Consider the following 24,072-nt stretch of genomic DNA (forward strand, 5'->3'; position numbering starts at 1 on the left):
TGCATTGGTGGGCACGGGGTGCCCACCTTCACACGCCCATCAACTCCAGCACCTTATCCCACTGCCCTTTCGTCACCGGCGAAATCGACAACCGGCTCCCCTTCTGCAGCAGCACCATGTCTTCCAGTTCCGGCACGCCGCGCATTTCCGTCAGCGGCAGATAGCGTCCTTCCGCCACCGCCGTCACGTCGACGGAAATCCAGCGTGGCTGTTCTTGCGTCGCCTTCGGATCGAAATAATGACTGCTTGGCTCGAATTGCGACGCATCCGGATACGCCGCGCTGGCGACTTTCGCGATCCCCGCCACGCCCGGCACGGCGCAGCTGGAGTGGTAGAACAGGACGCCGTCGCCCACCTGCATCTGGTCGCGCATGAAATTGCGGGCCTGGTAGTTGCGCACGCCGAACCAGGCGACCGTCTTGCCGGGCGCTTTGATCACGTCGGCGAAACTCACTTCATCGGGTTCGGATTTCATCAACCAGTAACGCATGCGCGGCACTCCATCGAATAAAAAAAAAGCGGTTGCGACCTCGTGGTCCGCAACCGCTCGTGTGTTTATCCCCGCCTGTGCCGTTTTTGCCGGCATCCCGAACCTAACGGCTCAAGGTGGTCGCAGTCAGTTCAATTTCGGGTTCGTCGGACTAGCGACGATCGCGCCCACCAAACATGTTCCACAACCTATGCGAATGAATGGTTCAAGGAATATATGGCAAATCTCGAACACCGCAGGGTAGACGGCAGTTTACTACGATGGACGGGCATGTCAAACGTTTTTGGCCTCAGGCCGGGTTTTCGTCGGCCGAGAGTGCGGCATCCAACACCGTGTGCATCGCCTCGAGTTTCTGCTTGACTTCCAGGATCGTCATGTCCGCCAGCGGGCCTTGCGGCGCTTTCACGGACAGGAATTCGGCCGCCACCGACAGCGCCGCCATGACGGCGATACGGTCGGTGCCTTTGACCTTGCCGGAGTCGCGCAAAGCGCACATTTTGCCGTCGAGATAGGCCACGGCCTCGCGCAAGGTTTTCTCTTCGCCGTCGCGGCAGGCCAGGCGATACGGCTGCCCCATGATGGTTACGTCCAGCTGGATCATTGCGCGGTCTCCGCGTCGTCGGTGGTTTCGGGCGCGGGTTCGAGGTGCGCCAGCAGGGCTTCGACGCGCTGCTGGGCCGCGATCAGCCGGTTCTTGAAGTCGACGTTTTCCGCGCTGAGCAAGGTGTTCGCCTGACGCAGCAGATAGTTCTCGCTGCGCAGCGCCTGGGTCAACTGGGCGAGCCGGTCGATCTTATCGGAGAGGTCTTGGAATTCGGAAATCATCCGTAACTATAGGATCGTCTTGAATTTTTCGTCAACAGGCGCGCGTGCGCGTGGCGTCGATCGTGCGCCCCGTCCGCTCGAATCGGTGTTACTCTCATATGCTTATGCATTTATCAACCACCGCCTGGAACGCCCATGCGGTGCGCGTCCGCATTGTCCCAAACCGGCATGCCCGGTTGAGCAACCACAAAAAAGTCCGTTAAAACCCGAACATAGTGGCTTGAAATGCTAAATTATCGTCCCTATAATTAGCACTCGTTAGTGGAGAGTGCTAACAAACCTTTCTACCCGCAGCGAGCCGATTCCAGAAATGGTCCGCTGCGGACCTTAGGAATAGCCTGTCAAATCAACCAAAAGGAGTTTTGCATGAACCTTCGCCCATTGCACGATCGCGTGATCGTGAAGCGTCTCGACCAGGAAACCAAGACTGCATCCGGCCTGATCATCCCCGATGCGGCGGCCGAGAAGCCGGACCAAGGTGAAGTGCTGGCCGTCGGTAACGGCAAAGTGCAAGAGAACGGCAACGTCCGTCCGCTGGAAGTGAAAGTCGGCGACCGCGTCCTGTTCGGCAAGTATTCGGGCCAGACCGTCAAGGTCAACGGCGAAGAGCTGCTGGTCATGCGCGAAGAAGACATCATGGCCGTCGTGGCCCTGTAATCCGTCCAATAACTTCCTGAATCTGGAGAAATAAATATGGCAGCTAAAGATGTAGTGTTCGGCGACGTAGCACGCGCCAAGATGGTCGAAGGCGTCAACGTCCTGGCCAACGCAGTTAAAGTCACCCTCGGCCCGAAAGGCCGCAACGTCGTGCTGGAACGTTCGTTCGGCGCCCCGACCGTCACCAAGGACGGTGTCTCGGTCGCCAAAGAGATCGAGCTGAAAGACAAGCTCATGAACATGGGCGCGCAGATGGTCAAGGAAGTCGCTTCGAAGACCAGCGACAACGCCGGTGACGGCACCACCACCGCGACCGTGCTGGCACAAGCCATCGTGCGCGAAGGCATGAAGTTCGTTGCCGCCGGCATGAACCCGATGGACCTGAAGCGCGGCATCGACAAGGCCGTCGCCGCCACCGTCGAAGAACTGAAGAAGATCGCCAAGCCGACCACGACCTCGAAAGAGATCGCCCAAGTCGGTACCATCTCGGCCAACTCGGATTCGTCCGTCGGCGAGCGCATCGCCGAGGCGATGGAAAAAGTCGGCAAGGAAGGCGTCATCACCGTCGAAGACGGCAAGTCGCTGAACGACGAGCTGGACATCGTCGAAGGTATGCAATTCGACCGCGGCTACCTGTCGCCGTACTTCATCAACAACCCGGACAAGCAGGTCGCCGTCCACGAGAACCCGTTCATCCTGCTGTGCGACAAGAAGATCTCGAACATCCGTGATCTGCTGCCGGTGCTGGAGCAAGTCGCCAAGGCCGGCCGTCCGCTGGTGATCGTCGCCGAAGACATCGAAGGCGAAGCGCTGGCGACCCTGGTCGTCAACAACATCCGCGGCATCCTGAAGACCGTCGCCGTCAAGGCCCCGGGCTTCGGCGACCGTCGCAAGGCCATGCTGGAAGACATCGCCATCCTGACCGGTGGCCAGGTCATCGCCGAAGAAGTCGGCCTGACCCTGGAAAAGGTCACGCTGAACGAACTGGGCCAGGCCAAGCGCATCGAAGTCGGCAAGGAAAACACCATCATCATCGATGGCGCCGGTGCCGCCGAAGCGATCGAAGCGCGCGTCAAGCAGATCCGCATCCAGATCGAAGAAGCGACCTCGGACTACGACCGTGAGAAGCTGCAGGAACGCGTGGCCAAGCTGGCCGGCGGTGTTGCCGTGATCCGCGTCGGTGCCGCGACCGAAGTCGAAATGAAAGAGAAGAAAGCACGCGTGGAAGACGCGCTGCACGCCACCCGCGCTGCCGTCGAAGAAGGCATCGTCCCGGGCGGCGGCGTGGCCCTGCTGCGTGCCCGTGCCGCGCTGAACATCAAGGGTGACAACCCTGACCAGGAAGCCGGTATCAAGATCGTCCTGCGCGCAATGGAAGAGCCGCTGCGCATGATCGTCCAGAACGCCGGCGAAGAGCCGTCGGTCGTCGTCGCCGCCGTCATCAACGGCCAGGGCAACTACGGCTACAACGCCGCCAACGGCACCTACGGCGACATGGTCGAACAGGGCGTGCTGGATCCGGCCAAGGTCACCCGCTCGGCACTGCAGAACGCAGCCTCGATCGCCGGCCTGATGCTGACCACCGACTGCATGGTCTCCGAGATCGTCGAAGACAAGCCGGCAGCCGGCGGCCACGGCATGGGCGGCATGGGCGGCATGGGCATGGACGGCATGATGTAATCGCCGGACAGGCTGCCGGCATTGCGCCGGCACCGTTCACAAAAATCCCGCAGGGTTCGCGCCCTGCGGGATTTTTTATTTGCGCGGCAAGCGTGCGAGCCCGCGCTCGCAGGCGCTGCATACTGACGCCATCGAACGACACGGAGGCAGTCACCATGGCGGCAGTCAATCTGGACGAACTCGAACACGCGGCCCTCGTCGTCGACGACGGCGCCAAGGCGCTCGTCGCGCGCGCGACGGGCATGATCCACCTGCTCAACGACGACTACATGGACGAGGAAGCGCCGGTGCCGGCCGACGCGGGCAGCGACGCCGGCCATGACTACGTCGTCGTGCCGGCCGCCAGCACGCTTGGTATCGGCGATCCGCTGGTGCTGCGCTTCGCCGCCACGCATCTGGCGGGCGACCAGGCGGCCATCCGCGCACTGTTCGACGCCAACGACACCGACGGTTACGCGCGCCTACTCGACGAGCGCGGCGCCACCGAATCGTGGCAACGCTTCCGCAGCGAAGAAACGAAGGCCGCGCTGCGCCGCTGGTGCGACGAGCACGGTTTGCAGGCGACGGACTGAGGGCAAGGCCGGGGCGGCCGCAAGCGCCAAGTTGCCGGGTGACACCAGTTGGTTTAGACTGGTTCTTTCCCTTCCAACTCGCCAACATGTCCGCACGCCCCGTCCGCCTGCTGAGCGCCGCCCTCCTCGCCGTGGCCGCGCTCGCCGCCTGCAAGGGCGAAAAACCGGCGCCGCCGCCGAAGCCGGCGGTCGTCCAGGCGCCGGCCGTGCCCACGCGCACGCGCGACCAGGCGATCGCCGAACTGATGGCGCTGCCGGAACTCAAGACGTGGTCGGAGCAGATCGAAAAGCGCTCGCACGGCGCGGCCCACGGCGCCGTCATCGAAGACGACCCGAACCCGCGCATCATCGAGGGGAAAAAGTATTACCAGCTGAGCTTCGTGGAAGACCGCAAGCAGAACGTGCACCGCCGCGCCAGCTTCCTCGTGGCGCACCAGGGCGACGAGATCCTCGTCGAGGACCTGGACAACGACACCGTGCAGTCGCTGTCCGAATGGCGGCGCAATATCCGCAACGTCGAACTGAAGTCGGGTTGATCGGACACAAACCAGCCCCAATCCGACGCGTCTATCGTGGTCGCTGCCGCTGACCGTGCAGCGTCACCGTTCACGCCGCGTGGACGGTGGCGCCACTCCTCCCCCGGTCGGCGGCGCCTCCCCTCATCCCTTCACGCCCGCTCCCGCCACTCGGCCAGGTAATGCTGCGGCGTCTTGCCGGGCAGCTTGCGGAACATGCTCGTGAACGCGTTCGGGCTCGCATAGCCGAGAGATTGCGCGATAGTGCCCACGCTCTCGCCGCGCGTGGCGGGGATCGGGACGGTATATCGGCTGGCGTCGTTCCTGCCGAAGATCGAAGCGCGCAAGTAAACCGCTGCATTCAAAACCGTCGCCCCCCGCACAGGCGGGGCCCCAAGTCCAGTGTCGCCACAGCGCGTAAAACCTGGATCCCTGCCTGCGCGGGGACGACGTTGGCTAGCTGTCGAGGTGGGAGATCAGCGCCCTGCGCCCTTCCCCTTCACCCTCCGTCGCCGCAGGCGGCAACGCCCGCGCATGGTGCACGTCGACGGAGATCCCGACCGCCATGATGTCGATGAGGAGCAGCTGCAGGATCCGCGAAATCATCGCGAGGAAGTGCGTGCTGTCCTCCGCGTGATCCACCGCCAGCAGCACGTCGGCGCGGCGCGCCAGCGGCGACTGGCTGTTGCAGATGGCGATGACGTCGGCACCGGCCGCGCGTGCCGCATCCACGGCCGACAACAGGTCGGGCAGACGCCCCGAGCTCGAGATCGCGACGACGACGTCGCCCGGCCCCAGCAGCTCGGCCGCCAACTTGAACAGATGCGAATCGCCGTACAGCGCCGTCGGGATGCGGAAGCGGAAGAACTTGTGCTGGCCGTCCAGCGCCACCACGCGCGAATTTCCCATCGCGTAGAACTCCACGCGCTTGGCGCGGCTCACCAGTTCGATCGCACGATCGATGGCGCGCACGTCCAGCTGGTCGCGGAACTGCAGGATCGCCGAGATCGTGTTGTCGATCACCTTCGCCGACAGATCGTGCGTGCTGTCGCTGCCGCGCACCTGGCTGTGGCGCACCGGGATCGAGCCCGTCAGGCTGCTCGCGAATTTCAGTTTGAAGTCGGCGAGGCCGAGGAAGCCCAGCGAACGGCAGAAGCGGATCACGGTCGGCTGGCTGACGTCCGCCAGCTTGGCGATGCCGGCGATCGGTTCGTTCAGCACGAGGCGCGGCTGTTCCAGCACGAGGCTCGCGACGCGCTGCTCGGCCGGCGTCAGTTCCGACCGCAGCTTGTGGATGCGGTCCATCAGCGTGTTGCCGCCGCTGCGGCCGCGCAGGTGTTCCGAGAGGATGTTCGCGACGCCGTCGAACGCGACGTGCGGCGTCGAGATCACGTACGTCGGGATGTCGGACAGGTAGCTGGAAAAGCGGCCCTTCGCTTCGAAGCGCGTGCGGAACGGCGACGTCTTGAACCACTCGCCCAGGCGCGGCACGATGCCGCCGCCGATGAAGATGCCGCCGAACGCACCCAGCGTCACCGCCAGGTTCGCGGCCGCGCCGCCCAGCATGCCGCAGAAACATTCGAGCACTTCGAGGCACAGCGGGTCGTGGTCGTCGAGGGCACCGGTGATGATCTCGGCCGACGTGCGCGCGGGCGCCTCGACACCGTTGCGTTCCGCGAGCGCGCGATGAATGATCTCCATGCCGGGGCCGGAGATCAGGCGCTCGTTCGACACGTGGCTCCATTCGCGCCACGCGGTCTGCAGGATCGCGAACTCGCGCTCGTCGCTGGGCGCGAAGTTGACGTGGCCGCCCTCGCTGCCGAGCGTGACGAAGCCGTCGACGGTCGGGATGCCGCCCGAGACGCCGAGACCCGTGCCCGGTCCGAGCACGCCCAGTACGGCGCCCGGCACGGGCTTGCCGGGACCCACCTGCATCAGGTCCGATTCCTTCAGGCCCGGGATCGCCATCGCCAGCGCCGTGAAGTCATTGACGATCAACAGCGTGTCCAGGCCCAGTTCGCGCCGCACGGCGTCCGTGGAAAACTCCCACGGCCGGTTCGTCATGCGCACGTAGTCGCCGTCGACGGGGTTCGCGAGCGCGAGCGCGCCGTGGTGCAGACGCGCGTCCGCGTGCTCGTCGAGATAGAAGCGCAGCATCGGGACGATGCCCGTGAAGTCGTCGCACTTCAGCACGCGCACCGAGCGATAGGTGCCGGGCGCGGTCTGCAGCGCGAAGCGTGCGTGCGTCGCGCCGATGTCGGCGAGCAGGCGCGCGCCGTCGGCGAACGCGGTGCGGGTATTGTCCGGTTGTTCTTCCATATCAGGCAATCTTACCGAACCACGCGCCATACGGCGGCAGCGTGACCGTCGTGCCGTCCACGTCGCCCGGCAGGCCATGGCCTTCCAGCTTGGTCGCGCCCGCGGCTTCCGGCCAGTCGAAGCTCAAGGGCGCATTGGTCACGTTGAAGACGGCCAGCACGGACGGCAGGCCCTCCTCGTCGCGGCGCAGCGCGAGCGCCTGTTCCGGCACGTCGAAGAACACGATCTCGCCGCGCGTCAGCTGCGGCAGCGTGCGGCGCCACTTGATGATGTTGCGCGCGAAGTTCAAGGTCGATTGCGGGTCCTTGTCCTGGCCTGCTTCGGCCAGGGCCACGTGCTCGGGCGGCACGGGCAGCCACGGTTTGCCGGATGTGAAGCCGGCATTCGGGGCCTCGTTCGTCCACGGCATCGGCGTGCGGCAGCCGTCGCGGCCCTTGAACTCGGGCCAGAACGTGATGCCGTACGGGTCCTGCAGCAGTTCGTACGGCACGTCCGCTTCCGGCAGCGCCAGTTCGTCACCCTGGTACAGGCACGGCGTGCCTTTCAGCGACAGCTGCAGCGCGAGCACGAGCTTCGACAAGGCCGGGGTCCACTCGCCGCTCGACCAGCGCGTGGCGACGCGGATCGAGTCATGGTTACCGACCGACCACGACGCCCAGCCATCCTTCACGCGCGCATTGAATTCCTCGACCTGGCGGCGGATGTGGCGGCTGGAGAACTGCGGCGTCAACAGGTTGAAGCTGTACGCCATGTGCAGCTTGTCGCCGCCCGACGTGTAGTCGGCCATCACGGCCAGCGAATCGTCGGCCCCCACTTCGCCGATCGCGACGGCGCCGTATTCGTCCAGCAGCTTGCGCAGCCTTTGCAGGAACGCGATGTTCTCGGGCTGGGTCTTGTCGTGGATGTGGGCCTGCATGCCGTACGGGTTCACGTCCGTGACGGTCGACGTGTCGCGCACGAGGGCGGGCGGATTGCTGCGGAGGGTGCGGTCGTGGAAGTGGAAATTGCAGGCGTCCATGCGCACGCCGTCGACGCCCCGCTCGAGCCAGAAGCGCAGCGAATCCAGGTGCGCCTGCTGCACGTGCGGGTTATGGAAGTTCACCTGCGGCTGGTTCACGAGGAAGTTGTGCATGTAGTACTGCTTGCGGCGGCTGTCCCACTGCCACGCCGAGCCGCCGAACACCGACAGCCAGTTATTGGGCGGATTGCCGTCCGGGAGCGGATCGGACCAAACATACCAGTCGGCCTTCGGGTTGTCGCGGCTGGAGCGGCTTTCGACGAACCACGGGTGGGTCTCCGCCGTGTGCGCCATCACCTGGTCGATCATGATCTTCAGGCCCAGGCTGTGCGCCTTCGCGATCAGCGCGTCGAAGTCCGCGAGGGTGCCGAACAGCGGGTCGACGTCGCAGTAGTCCGCGATGTCGTAGCCGAAGTCCTTCATCGGCGACTTGAAGAACGGCGACAGCCAGACGATGTCCACGCCCAGGCTGGCGATGTAATCGAGCTTGGCGGTGATGCCCGGCAGGTCGCCCACGCCGTCGCCATTCGTATCGAGATAGCTGCGCGGATAGACCTGGTAGATGATGGCTTCGCGCCACCACGGATTCTTGTCGTGCGAAGGAGCGGTCATGGGTGTCCCTTTAGTAATTTTTACGCAATATACAGGATCAGGGGCACGATGACAATCAGCATGAAAAACCCGGTTTTAGAGCGAATATCTATTTAAATCATTGACTTGCGAATTTTCATACAGAACGGAATCCGTTTGCTCGGTAGTCAAACTACATCAAAAAGTGTTAACCTGTCGCGCCAACAAAACACTCGCCGGGACCACCATGACACGAACGACCTTCCACGCCGCCGGCCTCCTTCTTTTTCTGCTGGCAGGCACCGTCCATGCCGCCATCGGCCCGGATGCCTGCGACGACAAAGGCTTCCAGACCGTCCTGCACCCGGCGGTGGCCCGCTTCGATGCGCGCGCCGTCTGGCTCGACGCGCGGCTCGTGACATGGCCGGGCAGCGCGGCCGACGGCGTCTTCAAGCTTTATCGCTCGGCGCGCGGCGCGATCGCCGCGCCCACGGGCGGATTGGCGAGCGGCGCGGACGGCGCCATCCGCCTGAATGCGTTCTCCGAGTCCGTGCCGCCGGCAATCGCCGAGCGCTTCAAGTACCTGGCCGCCGGCCCGGTGCTGCGCGTGAGCGACGACGATATCGCCTCCCTGCCCGACCTGCACCGCGGCCAGCTCGTGCTCGTGCGCGAGGATGCGACGGGCCATGTGCTGGACGCCACGCGCATCCAGGCGGCCGGCGCCCTCGACGATCTGTACGCCGCGGCGGCCGACCTGCCGCAGCTGGGCGTGGACGTCCATGCCGGCCGCACGCGCTTCACGGTGTGGGCGCCGACCGCGCAACAGGCCGCCGTCTGCGTCTACAACGGCGGCACGGGCGGCGCGCGTGCCGTCTACCAGATGGAGTTCGACCGCCGCACGGGCGCCTGGCGTGCAGCGCTGCCGGGCGATTTGACCGGCAAGTACTACAAATACGCCGTCGACGTGCCGGTCGATGCGGGCATCGTGCGCAACCTCGTCACCGATCCGTATTCGATCAGCCTGACGACGGATTCGAAGCGCAGCTATATCGCGCGCCTGGATTCGCCCCGCCTGAAACCGGCCGGCTGGGACACGGCACCGGCACCGCAGACGGTGAAAAACCAGACCGACATGGTCGTCTACGAACTGCACGTACGCGATTTTTCGCGCGACGACGCCAGCGTGCCGGCCGCGCATCGCGGCAAGTACCTCGCCTTCACCGACACCGGGTCAAGCGGCATGCAGCATCTCGCGGCGCTCGCGCACAGCGGCCTGACGGACGTGCACCTGCTGCCCGTGTACGACATCGGCAGCGTGCCCGAGACGGCATGCGCGGTGCCGGCACCATCCGGCGCGCCCGACGGCGACACGCAGCAGGCGCTCGTGAAACGCACGGCGGAGACGGACTGCTTCAACTGGGGCTACGACCCGTTCCACTACAACGCGCCGGAAGGCAGTTATGCGACCGATCCGTCCGACGGCGCGCGCCGCGTCATCGAGTTCCGCCAGATGGTGCAAAGCCTGCACGGCATTGGCCTGCGCGTCGGGATGGACGTCGTGTTCAACCACACCTTCATCGCGGGACAGAACGAGAAGTCGGTCCTCGACCGCATCGTGCCCGGCTACTACCACCGCCTGAACGCGAGCGGCGCGATCGAGCGTTCGACCTGCTGCGACAACACGGCGACGGAACACCGCATGATGGGCAAGCTGATGATCGATTCCGTCGCGCTGTGGGCGAAAGAGTACAAGGTCGATTCGTTCCGCTTCGACCTGATGGGCCACCAGCCGCGTGCCGTGATGGAGGCGTTGCAGCGCACGGTGAACGCGGCGGCGGGCCGCGACGTCCAGCTGATCGGCGAAGGCTGGAACTTCGGCGAAGTGGCGGATGGCGCGCGCTTCGTGCAGGCCTCGCAGCTGTCCCTGAACGGCAGCGGCATCGGCACCTTCAACGACCGCCTGCGCGACGCCGTGCGCGGCGGTTCCGCGGGCGACTCGGGCGAAGCGATGTTCAGCCGCCAGGGCTGGATCAACGGCCTCGTCTACGATCCGAACGCGCACGCGGGCATGCGCCCCGCCGCCGACCTGCTCAAGGCCGCGGACCTCGTGCGCGCGGGGCTCGCGGGTTCGATCCGCTCGTACCCGCTGCACACGTCCGACGACAAGACCGTACGGATAGAAGCCATCGACTACAACGGCCAGCCGGCCGGCTATGCAAGCGAGCCGGGCGAGGTCGTGAACTACGTCGAGAACCACGACAACCAGACCCTGTTCGACATCGACGTGTTCAAGCTGCCGCTGGCCACAAACAGCCAGGAACGGGCGCGCGTGCAGGTGCTGGGCATGGCCGTCGACGCGTTCGCGCAGGGCGTCGCCTACTACCACGCGGGCATCGACGTGCTGCGTTCGAAATCGCTGGACCGCAACAGCTTCAATTCGGGCGACTGGTTCAACCGCATCGACTGGACGTATCGCGACAACCACTTCGGCAGCGGCCTGCCGCCAGCGGACGACAACGGCCGCGATTGGCCGCTGATGAAACCTCTGCTGGCCGACGCGGCCATCAAGCCAGCACCGGCCGACATCGCGTTCGCGCGCGATGCGTTCCGCGACCTGCTCGCCATCCGCGCCAGTTCCACCCTGTTCCGGCTGCCGACGGCCGCGGAGATCAGGCAGCGCCTGCGCTTCTTCAACACGGGCGGCACGCAGATCCCGACCGTCGCCGCCGCCCACCTGGACGGCCACGGCCTGGCCGGCGCCAACTTCGCGGGTGTAAGTTACTTCATCAACGTGGACAAGGTCGGGCACACGGTGACCGATCCGGACGCCGTCGGCAAGCGACTGCACCTGCATCCGGTGTTCCTGTCCGACCACGTGGCCGATAAACGCGCGACGCAGGCCACGTTCGACGGCGCGACGGGGGCATTCACGATCCCACCGCGCACGGCCGTCGTGTTCGTCGAGGACTGAGCCGGCTACATGGCTTCGCGACGCGGCCGTGTCCAGGCCGCGCCGCGCTGAAACCACTCGACGAGGAAGTCGATCAGCACGATGCAGCGGTGCGTCTGCAAGTCGTGCGGATCGGGCATCGTGACGGCCTACCACGGCGGCCTCGGTGACACCGGCGACGTGGCGATCCTGTCGGCCTCGACCCGCATCGGCGGCGCCGCGACGATCGTGTGCGCGACCTGCTGCGCAAGGCGATTCACTAAACCATTTATACTTCGGGCTTTGCCGGGTCCACACGTGCACAATCTGTTTTTCGCTTGCGTCTTCAATCTCGGCCTGGGCGCCGTGCTCGGCGTGGCCGGCGGCCTGCTGGGCATCGGCGGGGGTCTCATCGCCATCCCCGTCCTCGGCTATTTGTACGGCATGGACCAGCACCTCGCCCAGGGCACGGCGCTCGTGATGATCGCACCGAACGTATTGATCGGCTTCTGGCGCTACCACCAGAAGCACCACATCGAACTGCGCGCCGTCGCCGCGATCGCCCTGTTCGCGATGGCCAGCAGCTATCTGGCCGCGCGCCTCGCCGCCGGCATCAGCGCGAGCGGCCTGCACACCGCGTTCGCCGTGTTCCTGATCGTGCTGGCGCTGTACTTCGGCGCGCCGTCGCGCAAGCGGGCGGGCGCATCGCAAGAGGCGGCCCAACCGATGCCGCGCCTGGCGTTGCCGCTGCTCGGCATCGCCAGCGGCGGCATGTCCGGCATCTTCACGGTGGGCGGCGGCCTGGTCGTCGTGCCGGCGCTCGTGAGCCTGTTCGGCATGCAGCAAACGCGCGCGCAAGGCATGGCGCTGGCCCTCGTCGTGCCGGGCGCGCTGGTCGCGCTGCTGGCCTATGCCCAGGGCGGGAACGTCAGCTGGTCGGTCGGCCTGCCGATGGCGGTGGGCGGCGTATTCAGTGTGTCCTGGGGCGTGCTGCTGGCGCATAAGCTGCCCGCCGCGCGCCTGCGCCTGCTGTTCTGCATCGTGTTGCTGGGGACTGCGGCGGCGATGCTGTTGGCGCCGCGCTGACTGCGCGCGCCGGCGCCGTTCGCCAATGACACGGTCAGCGTTCCTTTACGAAGAGTAAGGGACCTGCACCAGCCGCTGTGAGATCCACCAAATATTGTTTTCAGGGTCTTTTATGCCGCCTTGCCGATCGCCATAAGGCATATCGGCCACTGCCATTTCCAGACTGCCTCCCGCGGCAAGTGCTTTCTCCATCGCTTTGTCGGCATCCTCGACATAAAGGTAGCAGGCGGTCGGCATGGGACCGTATCGTCCATCCGCTTCGCTGGCCATCACTGTGGATGTGCCGATACGAACCTGCACGTTTGCAATACGGCCGTCCGGACGCACGCTACGCTGCACTTCCGTTCCTCCCAGTCCATTCACGAGGAACGCAACGAACTGCTCAGCATCCTTAACGAAAAAATAAGGTGTTACGGTATTAAAGCCTGTAGGAAGATACATGCGCGACCTCGTAACTCGAATTTACGTTGAAAATAGGCTTGCGAATGACAATTTCAGTCAGGCATCACCTCAACCTGCCCGCCGGGCCTGGCGAACTCGTGAAAAATGTCGTCGAGATAAGTAGCCAGATCGTCCGCCGCCAGATTTTGCGGGATCACTACATCGTTCAGCACGCTTCGTTTTCCTAGCTCCGATCGGTACACGACCCAAGTATCGTTCTCACGGCGGACGTCCACCTGAAAACGACCATACACGTTGAACTTCATCCAGAGGTTCCTATTGGCAATCCATCGAGGCAGGCTTACGAAGCACGATGGCCGGTTCCCGGCCCGATCCGCCCGCGCGCCCGATCCGTCAACACCAGCGCAATCCCACCCAGGATCGCAACGACAGCCACCGCGAGCCGCGGCGTAAACGCCTCATCCAGCCACAACGTGCCGCCGCACGCCGCGATCACGGGCACGGACAGCTGCACACTCGCCGCCTGCAGCGCCGACAGCCCGCGCAGCGCCGCATACCAGATCACGTAGCCGAGCCCCGACGTCAGCGCGCCGGACGCGATGGCAAGCAGCACCCCGGCGACATCGGCATGCGCACGCGCGACGAACACGGCCCCCAGCAGCAACGCCAGCGGCAGCGCCAGCAAGAAGTTGGATGCGGTCGCCGCCAACGGATCGGGCACGCCGCGCCCGCGCAGCGAATACGCGCCCCACGCCGCCCCTGCGACGGCCATCAACGCGGCCCCGCCCGGCGGCGGTGCGGCAACGCCCGGCAGCACGAGGACGACCAGACCTGCGGCCGCCAGCGCCAGCCCCGCCCAGCCGGCAAGCGCGAACCGTTCGCCGCGCGCGAGGCCCGCGGCGAACATCGTCAGCTGGACGGCGCCGAACAGGATCAGCGCGCCTGTCCCCGCCGGCAGCGTGAGGTAGGCGAACGAGAATGCGGCCACGTAGGCGAACAGCATGACGGCGGCGCGCCAGTCCGGGGCGGCGGCCGGACGCGAGCGCAGACGCATCGCGCACGCCAGCACGAGCGCGCCGGACGTCACGCGGATGGCGCCGAACGATGCGGGGTCGATGTGGGCCGCGCGCAGCGTATCGCTCAGCGCAGCGCGGCACAGCAGCGAGTTCGCCGCGAACGCCGCCATCGCGAGCGCGGTGAGCGCGATCGTGGCGGAGGTCGCGCGCGCCACGATGTGCCGGTCAGATGTCGAGGTGGGAGATCAGCAGGCGGCGGCGTTCGCTGTCGCCGTCGGCCACGGCTTCGCCGGCCGGGCCGAGCGAGATGCCGACGGCCATGATGTCGATGAGGAGCAGTTGCAGGATGCGCGAGATCATCGACAGGAACGTCGTGCTGTCCTCGCTGTGGTCGACGGCGAGGCACACGCTGGCCTTGCGCGCCAGCGCCGATTTGCTGCTCGTGATGGCGATGACGTCGGCGCCGGCGGCGCGCGCGACGTCGACGGCGTCCAGCAGTTCCGGCAGCTGGCCCGTCGTCGAGATGGCGACGACGACGTCGCCCGGTCCGAGCAGCTCGGCCGCCAGCGCGAACAGGTGCGAGTCGCCGTACGACGACGTCGGGATGCGGAAGCGGAAGAATTTATGCTGGCCGTCCAGCGCCACGACGCGCGAATTGCCCATCGCGTAGAACTCGACGCGCTTCGCGCGGCGCAAAATGTCGATGGCGCGGTCGATCGAGTTCACGTCCAGCTGGTCGCGGAATCTGAGGATCGCGGACACCGTGTTGTCGATGACCTTCGCCGACAAGTCGTGCGTGCTGTCCGTCATGCGCACCTGACTGTGGCGGACCGGGATCGTGCCCGTCAGGCTGCCGGCGAATTTCAGCTTGAAGTCCGCGAGGCCGGAAAAGCCGAGCGAGCGGCAGAAGCGGATCACGGTCGGCTGGCTGACGTCGGCCAGCTTCGCGATCTCGGCGATCGGCTCGGACAGCACCTTGCGCGGATGTTCGATCACGAGCTGCGCCACGCGCTGCTCGGCCGGCGACAGTTCCGCCTGGAGATGCTGCACGCGCTCCATCAGCGTGTTGGCGCCGCTGCGGTTGCGCAGGTGTTCGGAGAGGATACTCGACACGCCGTACAGGGCCGGCGTCGGCATCATGATCACGTACGTCGGGATCTGCGCGAGGTAGCTGGAGAAGCGGCCCTTGGCTTCGAAGCGCGTGCGGAACGGCGACGTCTTGAACCACTCGGCCATGCGCGGCACGATGCCGCCGCCGATGAAGATGCCGCCGAACGCACCCAGCGTCACGGCCAGGTTGGCGGCCGCGCCGCCCAGCATGCCGGCGAAGCATTCCAGCACTTCCAGGCACAGCAGGTCCTTTTGTTCCAGCGCACCCGCCATGATGGCGGCCGCGTCGCGCGGCGGCGCTTCCACGCCATTGCGCAGCGCCAGCGCGCGATAAATGATTTCCATGCCGGGGCCGGAGATGAGGCGCTCGTTCGACACGTGCTGCCATTCGCGCCAGGCGTATTGCAGGATGGCGAATTCGCGCTCGTCGGCCGGGGCGAAGTTGACGTGGCCGCCCTCGCTGCCGAGGGTGACGAAGCCGTCGAGGGTCGGAATTACCCCCGACACGCCCAGGCCCGTGCCCGGACCGAGCACGCCGGCCACGGCATTCGACACCGGCTTGCCGCCGCCGATCTGCAGCAGGTCTTCCGGCTTGAAGCCCGGCAGCGCCATCGCCAGCGCCGTGAAGTCGTTTACGATCAGCAGCGTCGTCAGGCCGAGCGTGCGACGCACCTCTTCCGTCGAGAACTGCCAGTCGCGGTTGGTCATGCGGATGAAATCGCCGCTGATCGGGTTCGCGAGCGCGAACGCCGCGTGGGTGATGCGGGTGTTGCTGCCCTGGGCCTGGGTCTGGGCCAGGTAGGCGTTCAGCAGCGGGACGATGCCGGGGTAATCGTCGCACAGCAGCACGGCCACGTTGCGCAGCACGCCCGGCGCGATCTCCAGGGCGAAGCGCGCGTGGGTCGCGCCGATGTCGGCCAGCAGGCGCGGCCCGTCGGAATAGGCGGCGCGGGTTGGCTTTTGTGCGGTATCGGGCTCAAGCGTCATGATCGTACTTCTTGGAAGGTTCCTCTATTGCGCCAAGGATACCATTGATTGAAATGCACCAAAAAGCGATTATGACCCGATTCGGACGGTTACAACGAAAAGAGCGGCCCTGCGGGACCGCTCTTACCAGATCGACAAGGCCTTGGCTTACTGGCCACGCGCTTCCGCGTCGATCTTCGACAACGCGCCGGTATCACGCATGAACCAGCAGACGACCAGGGTGCAGGCGATGACGGCCGTCGTGTACCAGTAGAAGCCGCTTTCCAGGTCGACCGACTTGAACCACAGGGCCAGGTACTCGGCCGTGCCGCCGAACACGGACACCGCGAACGCGTACGGCACGCCGACGCCCGTGGCGCGGATCGAGGCCGGGAACAGCTCGGCCTTCACGAGCGCGTTGATCGACGTGTAGCCGGACACGATGATCCAGGCGCAGGCGATGAGGCCGAACGCTTCCCACGGCCCGCTGGCGTGGCGGATGCCGGAGAGCAGCGGGACCGTGAACAGGGTGCCGAGCAGCGCGAAGCCCACGAGCAGCGGACGGCGGCCGATGCGGTCGGACAACGCGCCGTACAGCGGCTGCAGGCACATCGCGAACAGCAGCGACGCGGCCGAGACGGCGGTGGTCTGCGCATCCGTCAGGCCGACGGACAGGCGCAGGAATTTCTGCATATAGGTCGTATAGACGTAGAAGGCCAGCGTGCCGCCCATCGTCAGGCCGACCACCAGCAGCACTTCGCGCGGATGCTGGGCCAGTTGCTTCAGGCCGCCCATCGGCTTGGCGCTCTTGCTCGCTTTCTTGCGGGCGGCCTCGAACGAAGCAGTCTCCGGCAGGTTGTGGCGCATGCGCAGGGCCAGCAGCGCGAGGCAGGCGCCGACGAAGAACGGAATGCGCCAGCCCCAGGCGCGCAGCTGCCCGGCGTCGAGCAGGAAGTTCTGCAGCACGAGCAGCAGGACCAGCGCCAGCAGCTGGCCGCCGATCAGCGTCACGTACTGGAAGCTGCTGTAGAAGCCGCGGTGCTTCGAATCCGCCATCTCCGACAGGTACGTCGCGCTGGCGCCGTATTCGCCGCCCAGGCTGAGGCCTTGCAGCAGGCGCGCCAGCAGCAGGATGCACGGCGACAGGATGCCGGCGGCGGCGTAGGTCGGCGCGCAGGCGATCAGGAGGGAGCCGAAGCACATCAGCAGGACGGACGTCATGAGGGCCGTCTTGCGGCCGAGGCGGTCGCCGATGTGGCCGAACAGGATGCCGCCGATCGGACGCACGAAGAAGCCCAGCGCGAAGATGCCCGCCGTGGACATCATCTGCGCGGTCGCATCCTGCTTGGGGAAGAACGAATTGGCGAAGTACAGCGCGAAGGCCGAGTAGCAGTAGAAATCGAACCACTCGACGAGGTTGCCGGCCGAGCCGATGAAGATGGCCTTCAGGCGCTTGCCGGAAATGCGTTCGCCGGCGTCGGCGCGGGCGCCGGCCGGCGCCTTGGATGTGATGGTGTTCATGGATGTCTCCTCTTTTGAGTGCTCCCACTATCCCAGCCGGCGGCCGCGCGCACATCCGCAACTTCGCCGCGCCCTCCTCCGTAAAATTACGGAGGCGGTTCACTTCCGGCCGCGCAACTGCTATCGTTGGCGCCATGCCCACCCTGTTCAACCCACGCACCCTGCGCCGGATCCTGGCCGGCGCCGGCGCGCTGGCCGTCATCGCGGCGTCGGGCAACTGGGCCGAGCGGCACGAGCTGCAGACCAAGACGGAAGGCCTGCGCCAGGCCGCGGCGGCGCACGTGCTGGGACTGCGCGGCATCGTCGAGAAGCACGACTTTTTACCGCATGCGGCCGCCCGCCACCCCGACGTGCAAGACCTGCTGCGCACGCCGCGCGACGCGGCGCTGCGGGCCCGCGTCAACGATTACTTCGCCGACCTGCAGGCGACGACGGGCGCCGCCGCGCTGTTCCTCGTCGACCGCGCGGGCCTGACGCTCGCCGCCAGCAACTGGAACCTGCCGTCGAGCTTCGTCGGCCAGTCCTACCGCCAGCGCCCCTATTTCGAGGATGCGGTGCAGGGCCGGCGCGGCATCTTCTATGGCCTCGGCCTGACGACCGGCCAGTCCGGCCTGTTCATCGCGGAGCCCGTGCGCGCGGACGGCGCCATCCTCGGCGTGGTCGTTGTCAAGATCAGCCTGGAGCCGTTGCAGGCCGCGTGGATGCGGGGTGCCGACCCGGTGGTACTGCGCGACAGCCACGGCGTCGTGTTCCTCTCCGCCGTGCCCGAATGGCTGTTCCACAGCATCCGGCCCGTGTCCGCCGCCGACCTGCGCTGGATCGTCGAACACCGCCAGTACGGCAACCGCGAACGCTTCCACGTGCTGCCCTGGCAGACGGAGACACGTGGAGAAGCACCCGGTTTCGTCCTGCACACGAGCGTGCAGGGACGCCGCATGGACCTGCTCGCGCTGGACACGCCGCTGCCGGAACTGGGCTGGACGCTCACCGTCACGACGGACATGAAGGAAGTCGTGCAGGCGCGCCAGCTGGCGCTGATGCTGGCGGCGCTGGCGGTCGCGCTGCTGCTGCTCGGCGTCCAGTACTGGCGCCTGCGCGAAAAACGCTTCATCGAACAGAAGACCGCGCGCATCGAACTGGAGCGCCGCGTCGAGGAGCGCACGCGCGACCTGGAAGAAGCGCACGCATTCCGCAAGGCGATGGAAGACTCCCTGCTCGTGGGCATGCGCGCGCGCGACCCCGAAGGACAAATCATCTACGTGAACCCGGCCCTGTGCGCGATGGTGGGCTACAGCGCGGAAGAGCTGCTGGGCTGCCGTCCGCCCTACCCCTACTGGCATCCGGACGACCAGGAAAAACACGAGAGGGAAAGCGACGACGCGCTGCAGGGCCGCGCCGCGCCGCACGGCTTCGAATCGCGCATCCGCCACAAGGACGGCCACGACGTGATCACGATGGTCTACACGGCGCCGCTCGTCGATGCGCAGGGCGTGCACCGGGGCTGGATGAGCTCCGTCGTCGACATCACGGCGCAGAAGCAGGCCGAGGCCCGGCAGCGCGACCAGGAAGTGCGCCTGCAGCGCAGCGCGCGCCTCGCGAGCGTCGGCGAGATGGCGTCCACGCTCGCGCACGAACTGAACCAGCCGCTGATGGCGCTGTCGAATTTCGCCGTCGCGGCGCGCGCCTTGGCCGCGCAATCGGGGCCGCCCGACATGCTGGCCGGCGCGCTCGACGAGATCGTCGAACAGAGCAAGCGCGCCAGCGAGATCGTCAAGCGGGTGCGCGCCTTCATCAATCCGCAGCGGGCCCAGTACGAAATCCTCGCCGTCGATGGCGTGATCACGCACGCGGCGGCGCTCCTGGGCCCGGAACTGCGGGGCGACGGCGTCAACCTGCAGTTGTCGCTGGACGACGGCGGCGCCCGTGTGCGCGGCGACCGGGTTTTGCTCGAACAGGTGCTCGTGAACCTGATCCACAATGCGATGCACGCCATGCAGGGCTGCCCGCGCGGGCGCATCGAGCTCACCAGCCGGCGCGTCGATCAGGGTGTGCGCATCACCGTCACCGACGAGGGCCCCGGCATTCCGCCCGAGCAGCTCGACCAGATCTTCGCCCCGTTCTTCACGACCCGTCCCGACGGCCTGGGCCTGGGACTGAACATCTGCCGCACCATCGTCGAAGCCCACGGCGGCGCCATGAGCGTCGACAACCCCGCGGGCGGCGGCGCCGCCTTTTCCTTCACGCTTCCGACCGCGCCATGAAAGACATCCCGCTGACACTGTACGTCGTCGACGACGACGAGGCCCTGCGCCGCTCCCTGCTGTTGCTGCTGTTTTCGCAAGGGCTGGCCGTGCAGGCTTTCGAATCCGGCGAAGCGTTCCTCGAGGCCGTCGACATGCGCCAGCCGGGCTGCGTGATCCTCGACCTGCGGCTTGGCGGGATGAGCGGCCTGGCGGTGTTCGACCGCCTGCGCGCTGAGCACAGTCCGCTCGTCACGCTGTTCCTGTCCGGCCACGGCGACATCCCGACCGCACTGGAGGCGGTACGGCAGGGCGCCTACGACTGGGTGGAAAAGCCGGACACGCAGCACCTGCTCGACAAGCTCCCCGCCGCCATCGCCGAGGCCAGGTCCCGCGCGCAGGCGCTGCGGCTGTGGGCGGAGCTGACGCCGCGCGAACGAGAGGTGGCGCGGCTCGTGGGCCTGGGGCAGCCGAACAAGGAGATCGCGCGGCTGCTCGTCCCGCCGTGCGGGCCGCGGTCGGTGGAGACGCATCGCGCGAACATCTTCAGCAAGCTGCAGTGCGCGAACGATAATGAGTTGGGGCGGTGGCTGGCCGCCCATCCGTGGTTGGCGTAATCGACGCCTGTCCGTGCCCACAGGATTTGAACGCGCGGACGGACGAGCCGTCCACGCGTTCAACCACCGTCAGTCCTGCGAAATCAACGCTACCGGCGCGCGCGTATCGAACTGCACCTTGCCGCCGGAGACAACGGCCGTCCGGCCCGTGTACGCGTCGCGCACCGTCTGCCCGTCGCCGAACACGCCGGCGACGGAGATCGGGGTCGTGCGGTCCTGCGGCAGGCCAAGGGCGACGACGACGCGGTCGCTCACGCCGTTCTTCTCGTACGTGCGCTTGAACGTGTACGGGCTGGACGCGATCATCTGGTGCACGCCCGCGCCCACGGCCGGATGCGCGTGGCGGAAGCGGCCCAGGCGCGACCAGTAGTCGCGCACTTCGGCCACGCCGTGCAGGCCCACGCGCGCATTGGTCCTGAGCTGGTCCCAGTTCATGAAGGAACGCAGGTTGGCGTCGCCCACGGCGCCGTCGATCTTGAGCACGCGCGCCGTCTCGTCGCCGTAATAGACTTGCGCCTGGCCCGGTGCCAGCAGCAGCTTGTTCGCTTCCTCGAACGGATGCGCGCGCATCGCATCGAACGGATTGCCGTCGTCGTGCGAGTCGAGGTAGTTCAGGACCGTGACGCCGGCCAAAGGGCCATTCAGCTGGTTCGAATAGTCGGAGAACAGCTTTTCGTAGCCCTGGCCCGCGTCGTGCGGCAGGCTGAAGTTGATCATGCTGTCGAAGCCGTTGGCGTAATAGTCGACCTTTGTGCCGTCGTCGTATGCGAACTGGCGTCCGTTCGCGATCGAATAGCCGAACACTTCGGCCGTCATGAAGAACGGCACGTTGCCGATCTTGTCGACGGCTTCCTTGCCGGCCGGCGTGCGCTTCCAGTCCTCGTACGCCTGGCTCGCGACTTTTTTCAGATCCTTCCACACGCCCGGTTCCGTGTGCTTGACGGTGTCGCCGCGGAAGCCGTCGAAGCCGTACTTGCGCACCCAGTCGGCGTGCCACTTCATCAGGTAGTAGCGCGGTGCGCGCGGGTAGCCCGTGCGCTTGAAGAACTCGTCCAGCTCCTTCACTTCGCGATCAATACGGCCTTCCTTCTTCCATTTCGCGACGAGGAACGGCGGCAGGTCGACCTTCGCATTGCTGTCGGTGCGGAAGTCCGGCAGGTTCTTCACGAGCGCGCAGTCGACCGTGCCCTTGACGTCCTTGAAGTTACAGGTCGGCGCCGTGCGCACCCAGTCCGACGGCCACACCGTATCTTCCGCCGTAACGGGTCCCGTGTGGTTCATCACCACGTCGAGCAGCACGCGGATGCCGCGCGCATGCGCCGCCTCGACGAGGTCGCGCACGTCCTTCTCGGTGCCGAGATTGGCGTCGACGGCCGTGAAGTCGCGCGCCCAGTAGCCGTGGAAGCCGTAGCTGACACCCGTGCCTTCGTCGGTCGACGCGTGGATCTGCTCGACGGGGGGCGAAATCCAGATCGCGTCCACGCCCAAGTCCGTGAAATACCCCTCCTTGATCTTGGCCGTGACGCCGGCCAGATCGCCGCCCATGAAGCCGCGCGCGACGGCCGCATCGTTCTTGCGGCCATAGGCGTGGTCGTTCGACGGATCGCCGTTGTTGAAGCGGTCCGTCAACAGGAAGTAGACGGTCGCGTTATCCCAGGTGAACGGCTTGCCTTTGACCGGAGACAGGTCGGGCGCGGCCGAGGCGGTGCCGAAAGCGAGCATCAGGGAGACGGCGAGAACGGGGAGTTTCATTCAGGGTCCTGTTTAATTAGTTAAAAAACGTCGTTCCCGGCCTGGCCGGCCGCCTTGGCGGGAACCCAAGTTTGCACACGTCTCGACGGCGCATGCGAAATCGGGTCCCGCCTCCGCGGGGACGACGGTGGGTTGGTTACGTGATCACACTCGGTTGCTCGCGGCCCGTGCGCACTTTGAGTTCCGACACCTGTTCGGCGATGGCGATCAGCGGCGCCAGCGCGGCCTGGGTGTCGAGGTTGTGACGGGCCGGGTCGGCTTCGTAGCGTTCCAGGTACAGGCGCACGGTCGCGCCCTCGGTGCCGGTGCCGGACAGGCGCAGCACGATGCGCGAGCCGTCCGTCATGACGATGCGCACGCCCTGGCGCGTGGCGATGGACTGATCGACCGGATCGGTGTATGTGAAATCGTCGGCCAGCTGCACGCGATAGTCGCCGAAAGTCTGCCCCGCGAGCGATGCCAGCTTGCCGCGCAAGGCCTCCATCATCGCGTTGGCGGCCGCCGCGTCGACGGCTTCGTAATCGTGGCGCGAATAATAGTTGCGGCCGAAGCGGGCCCAGTGCTCCTGCACGATCTCGTTGACCGATTTGCCGCTGGCCGCGATCAGGTTCAGCCAGAACAGCACGGCCCACACGCCATCCTTTTCGCGGATGTGCGCCGAGCCCGTGCCGTAGCTCTCTTCGCCGCACAGCGTGGCCAGGCCGGCGTCCAGCAGGTTGCCGAAATACTTCCAGCCGGTCGGGGTCTCGAAGCACGACACGCCCAGCGCGGCGGCCACGCGGTCCGCCGCCTGCGACGTCGGCATGGAGCGCGCGATGCCCTTGATGCCGTCGCGGTAGCCCGGCGCCGCGCTCGCATTCGCCGCGATGATCGCGAGGCTGTCCGACGGCGACACCGCGAGCTTGCGGCCGACGATCATATTGCGGTCGCCGTCGCCGTCCGACGCGGCGCCGAAGTCCGGGGCATCAGGGCCGTCCATCAGCGCGATCAGTTCGGCCGCGTTGACGGGGTTCGGGTCCGGGTGGTGGCCGCCGAAATCTTCCAGCGGCTCGAAGTTGACGACGGTGCCGGCCGGCGCGCCCAGCATGCCTTCGATGATGGCCTTCGCGTACGGACCTGACACCGCGGACATGCCGTCGAAGCGCATCGTGAAGCCGCGCGCGAACAGGGCGCGGATGGCGTCGAAGTCGAACAGGCCGGCCATCAGCTCGGCGTAGTCGGTCACGGAATCGATCACCTCCACTTCCATGTCTTCGATGCGGATGCTGCCGATTCTATCCAGGTCGACGGGGCCGGCGTCGCTGATGCGGTACGACGTCAGCGTTTGCGTGTGCGCGTAGATCGCCTCGGTGATCTTTTCCGGTGCCGGGCCGCCGTTGTCGATGTTGTACTTGATGCCGAAGTCCCCGTCCGGGCCGCCCGGGTTATGGCTGGCCGAGAGGACGATGCCGCCGAGCGCGGCGCGCTTGCGGATCACGCAGCTGACGGCGGGCGTCGACAGGATGCCGCCGCGCCCGACGAGCACGCGGCCCACGCCGTGGGCGGCGGCCATGCGCAGGATGGTCTGGATGGCGTTGCGGTTGAAATAGCGGCCGTCGCCGCCGAGCACCAGGGTGCGGCCCTGGAAGTCGCCCAGCGTCAGGAAGATGGCCTCGACGAAGTTTTCCAGGTAGCCGGGCTGCTGGAACTCCGTCACCTTCTTGCGCAGGCCGGACGTGCCGGGGCGTTGCCCGGCGAACGGGGTCGTCGCAATCGTCTGAATCGTCATATCGTGCTCCTGTCGGGGG

General features: G+C 66.3%; 21 protein-coding genes and 1 other RNA gene. 8 read left to right on the forward strand and 14 right to left on the reverse strand.

Going from position 1 to position 24,072, the window contains the following annotated elements; all coding sequences use genetic code 11:
• Positions 1 to 28: 28 nt before the first annotated feature.
• The 4 genes from BVG12_RS14870 to BVG12_RS14885 all read right to left on the reverse strand — a co-directional run bounded on the left by BVG12_RS14870 (position 29) and on the right by BVG12_RS14885 (position 1,315).
• Entirely contained in the window at positions 29 to 490 is a 462-nt protein-coding gene (locus BVG12_RS14870) for an EVE domain-containing protein (protein ID WP_075793072.1), read from the reverse strand.
• Positions 491 to 554: 64 nt separating this feature from the next.
• Positions 555 to 735: non-coding RNA, 6S RNA (gene ssrS / locus BVG12_RS14875), on the reverse strand.
• A gap of 44 nt (positions 736 to 779) precedes the next feature.
• Complete coding sequence (locus BVG12_RS14880) at positions 780 to 1,091, reverse strand: cell division protein ZapA (RefSeq protein WP_075793073.1); 312 nt, start codon at positions 1,089 to 1,091, stop codon at positions 780 to 782.
• Positions 1,088 to 1,315: a hypothetical protein gene (locus BVG12_RS14885; protein WP_075793074.1), complete on the reverse strand. Its 228-nt coding sequence runs from the start codon at positions 1,313 to 1,315 to the stop codon at positions 1,088 to 1,090. The genes BVG12_RS14880 and BVG12_RS14885 overlap by 4 nt, the downstream gene beginning before the upstream one ends.
• Positions 1,316 to 1,681: 366 nt before the next feature.
• Here BVG12_RS14885 and groES point away from each other — a divergent pair, with 366 nt between their 5' ends.
• The 4 genes from groES to BVG12_RS14905 all read left to right on the forward strand — a co-directional run bounded on the left by groES (position 1,682) and on the right by BVG12_RS14905 (position 4,760).
• A complete protein-coding gene (gene groES / locus BVG12_RS14890; RefSeq protein ID WP_075793075.1) occupies positions 1,682 to 1,972 on the forward strand; it encodes a co-chaperone GroES in 291 nt (96 codons plus the stop codon).
• Between the two features lie 36 nt (positions 1,973 to 2,008).
• On the forward strand, positions 2,009 to 3,652 hold the full coding sequence (gene groL / locus BVG12_RS14895) for a chaperonin GroEL (protein ID WP_075793076.1): 1,644 nt from the start codon (positions 2,009 to 2,011) through the stop codon (positions 3,650 to 3,652).
• 155 nt (positions 3,653 to 3,807) lie between these two features.
• The gene (locus tag BVG12_RS14900) at positions 3,808 to 4,224 is read left to right on the forward strand and encodes a hypothetical protein (RefSeq protein WP_075793077.1); all 417 of its coding nucleotides are present in this window, start codon (positions 3,808 to 3,810) and stop codon (positions 4,222 to 4,224) included.
• Positions 4,225 to 4,310: 86 nt separating this feature from the next.
• On the forward strand, positions 4,311 to 4,760 hold the full coding sequence (locus BVG12_RS14905; RefSeq protein WP_075793078.1) for a hypothetical protein: 450 nt from the start codon (positions 4,311 to 4,313) through the stop codon (positions 4,758 to 4,760).
• Between the two features lie 131 nt (positions 4,761 to 4,891).
• On the opposite strand, the gene BVG12_RS14910 is transcribed toward BVG12_RS14905, so the two are convergent.
• From BVG12_RS14910 to BVG12_RS14920, 3 genes are all read right to left on the reverse strand, one after another.
• Complete coding sequence (locus BVG12_RS14910; RefSeq protein ID WP_075793079.1) at positions 4,892 to 5,086, reverse strand: AraC family transcriptional regulator; 195 nt, start codon at positions 5,084 to 5,086, stop codon at positions 4,892 to 4,894.
• Positions 5,087 to 5,195: 109 nt separating this feature from the next.
• Complete coding sequence (glk, locus tag BVG12_RS14915; RefSeq protein ID WP_075793080.1) at positions 5,196 to 7,058, reverse strand: glucokinase; 1,863 nt, start codon at positions 7,056 to 7,058, stop codon at positions 5,196 to 5,198.
• Between the two features lies 1 nt (position 7,059).
• Positions 7,060 to 8,688 (reverse strand): alpha-amylase family glycosyl hydrolase, encoded by a 1,629-nt coding sequence (locus BVG12_RS14920; RefSeq protein ID WP_075793081.1) that lies wholly within the window; start codon positions 8,686 to 8,688, stop codon positions 7,060 to 7,062.
• A gap of 205 nt (positions 8,689 to 8,893) precedes the next feature.
• On the opposite strand from BVG12_RS14920, the gene BVG12_RS14925 reads away from it, so the two are divergent.
• On the forward strand, positions 8,894 to 11,617 hold the full coding sequence (locus BVG12_RS14925; RefSeq protein ID WP_075793082.1) for an alpha-1,6-glucosidase domain-containing protein: 2,724 nt from the start codon (positions 8,894 to 8,896) through the stop codon (positions 11,615 to 11,617).
• A gap of 261 nt (positions 11,618 to 11,878) precedes the next feature.
• Positions 11,879 to 12,661: a sulfite exporter TauE/SafE family protein gene (locus tag BVG12_RS14930; protein ID WP_370662844.1), complete on the forward strand. Its 783-nt coding sequence runs from the start codon at positions 11,879 to 11,881 to the stop codon at positions 12,659 to 12,661.
• A 45-nt stretch (positions 12,662 to 12,706) separates the two neighbouring features.
• Here BVG12_RS14930 and BVG12_RS14935 read toward each other — a convergent pair whose 3' ends face one another.
• The 5 genes from BVG12_RS14935 to BVG12_RS14955 form a co-directional block, all read right to left on the reverse strand.
• On the reverse strand, positions 12,707 to 13,102 hold the full coding sequence (locus tag BVG12_RS14935; protein WP_075793083.1) for a VOC family protein: 396 nt from the start codon (positions 13,100 to 13,102) through the stop codon (positions 12,707 to 12,709).
• 53 nt (positions 13,103 to 13,155) lie between these two features.
• A complete protein-coding gene (locus BVG12_RS14940; RefSeq protein WP_075793084.1) occupies positions 13,156 to 13,368 on the reverse strand; it encodes a DUF7661 family protein in 213 nt (70 codons plus the stop codon).
• A 35-nt stretch (positions 13,369 to 13,403) separates the two neighbouring features.
• The gene (locus BVG12_RS14945) at positions 13,404 to 14,249 is read right to left on the reverse strand and encodes a DMT family transporter (RefSeq protein ID WP_083685723.1); all 846 of its coding nucleotides are present in this window, start codon (positions 14,247 to 14,249) and stop codon (positions 13,404 to 13,406) included.
• A 55-nt stretch (positions 14,250 to 14,304) separates the two neighbouring features.
• Positions 14,305 to 16,176, reverse strand: a complete 1,872-nt coding sequence (locus BVG12_RS14950; protein WP_075793086.1) for a glucokinase — start codon at positions 16,174 to 16,176, stop codon at positions 14,305 to 14,307.
• A 147-nt stretch (positions 16,177 to 16,323) separates the two neighbouring features.
• Positions 16,324 to 17,676, reverse strand: a complete 1,353-nt coding sequence (locus BVG12_RS14955) for an MFS transporter (protein ID WP_075793087.1) — start codon at positions 17,674 to 17,676, stop codon at positions 16,324 to 16,326.
• Positions 17,677 to 17,810: 134 nt separating this feature from the next.
• Here BVG12_RS14955 and BVG12_RS14960 point away from each other — a divergent pair, with 134 nt between their 5' ends.
• Together BVG12_RS14960 and BVG12_RS14965 are read left to right on the forward strand one after the other, a co-directional pair.
• Positions 17,811 to 19,937, forward strand: a complete 2,127-nt coding sequence (locus BVG12_RS14960; protein ID WP_075793088.1) for a sensor histidine kinase — start codon at positions 17,811 to 17,813, stop codon at positions 19,935 to 19,937.
• Complete coding sequence (locus BVG12_RS14965) at positions 19,934 to 20,533, forward strand: response regulator transcription factor (RefSeq protein ID WP_075793089.1); 600 nt, start codon at positions 19,934 to 19,936, stop codon at positions 20,531 to 20,533. The genes BVG12_RS14960 and BVG12_RS14965 overlap by 4 nt, the downstream gene beginning before the upstream one ends.
• 69 nt (positions 20,534 to 20,602) lie before the next feature.
• Here BVG12_RS14965 and BVG12_RS14970 read toward each other — a convergent pair whose 3' ends face one another.
• Entirely contained in the window at positions 20,603 to 22,285 is a 1,683-nt protein-coding gene (locus BVG12_RS14970) for an alpha-amylase family glycosyl hydrolase (protein WP_075793090.1), read from the reverse strand.
• Between the two features lie 136 nt (positions 22,286 to 22,421).
• Entirely contained in the window at positions 22,422 to 24,053 is a 1,632-nt protein-coding gene (locus BVG12_RS14975; protein ID WP_075793091.1) for an alpha-D-glucose phosphate-specific phosphoglucomutase, read from the reverse strand.
• Between the last annotated feature and the right edge of the window lie 19 nt (positions 24,054 to 24,072).

Source organism: Massilia putida, from assembly GCF_001941825.1.
In the GTDB taxonomy this organism is placed as follows: Bacteria; Pseudomonadota; Gammaproteobacteria; order Burkholderiales; family Burkholderiaceae_D; genus Telluria; species Telluria putida.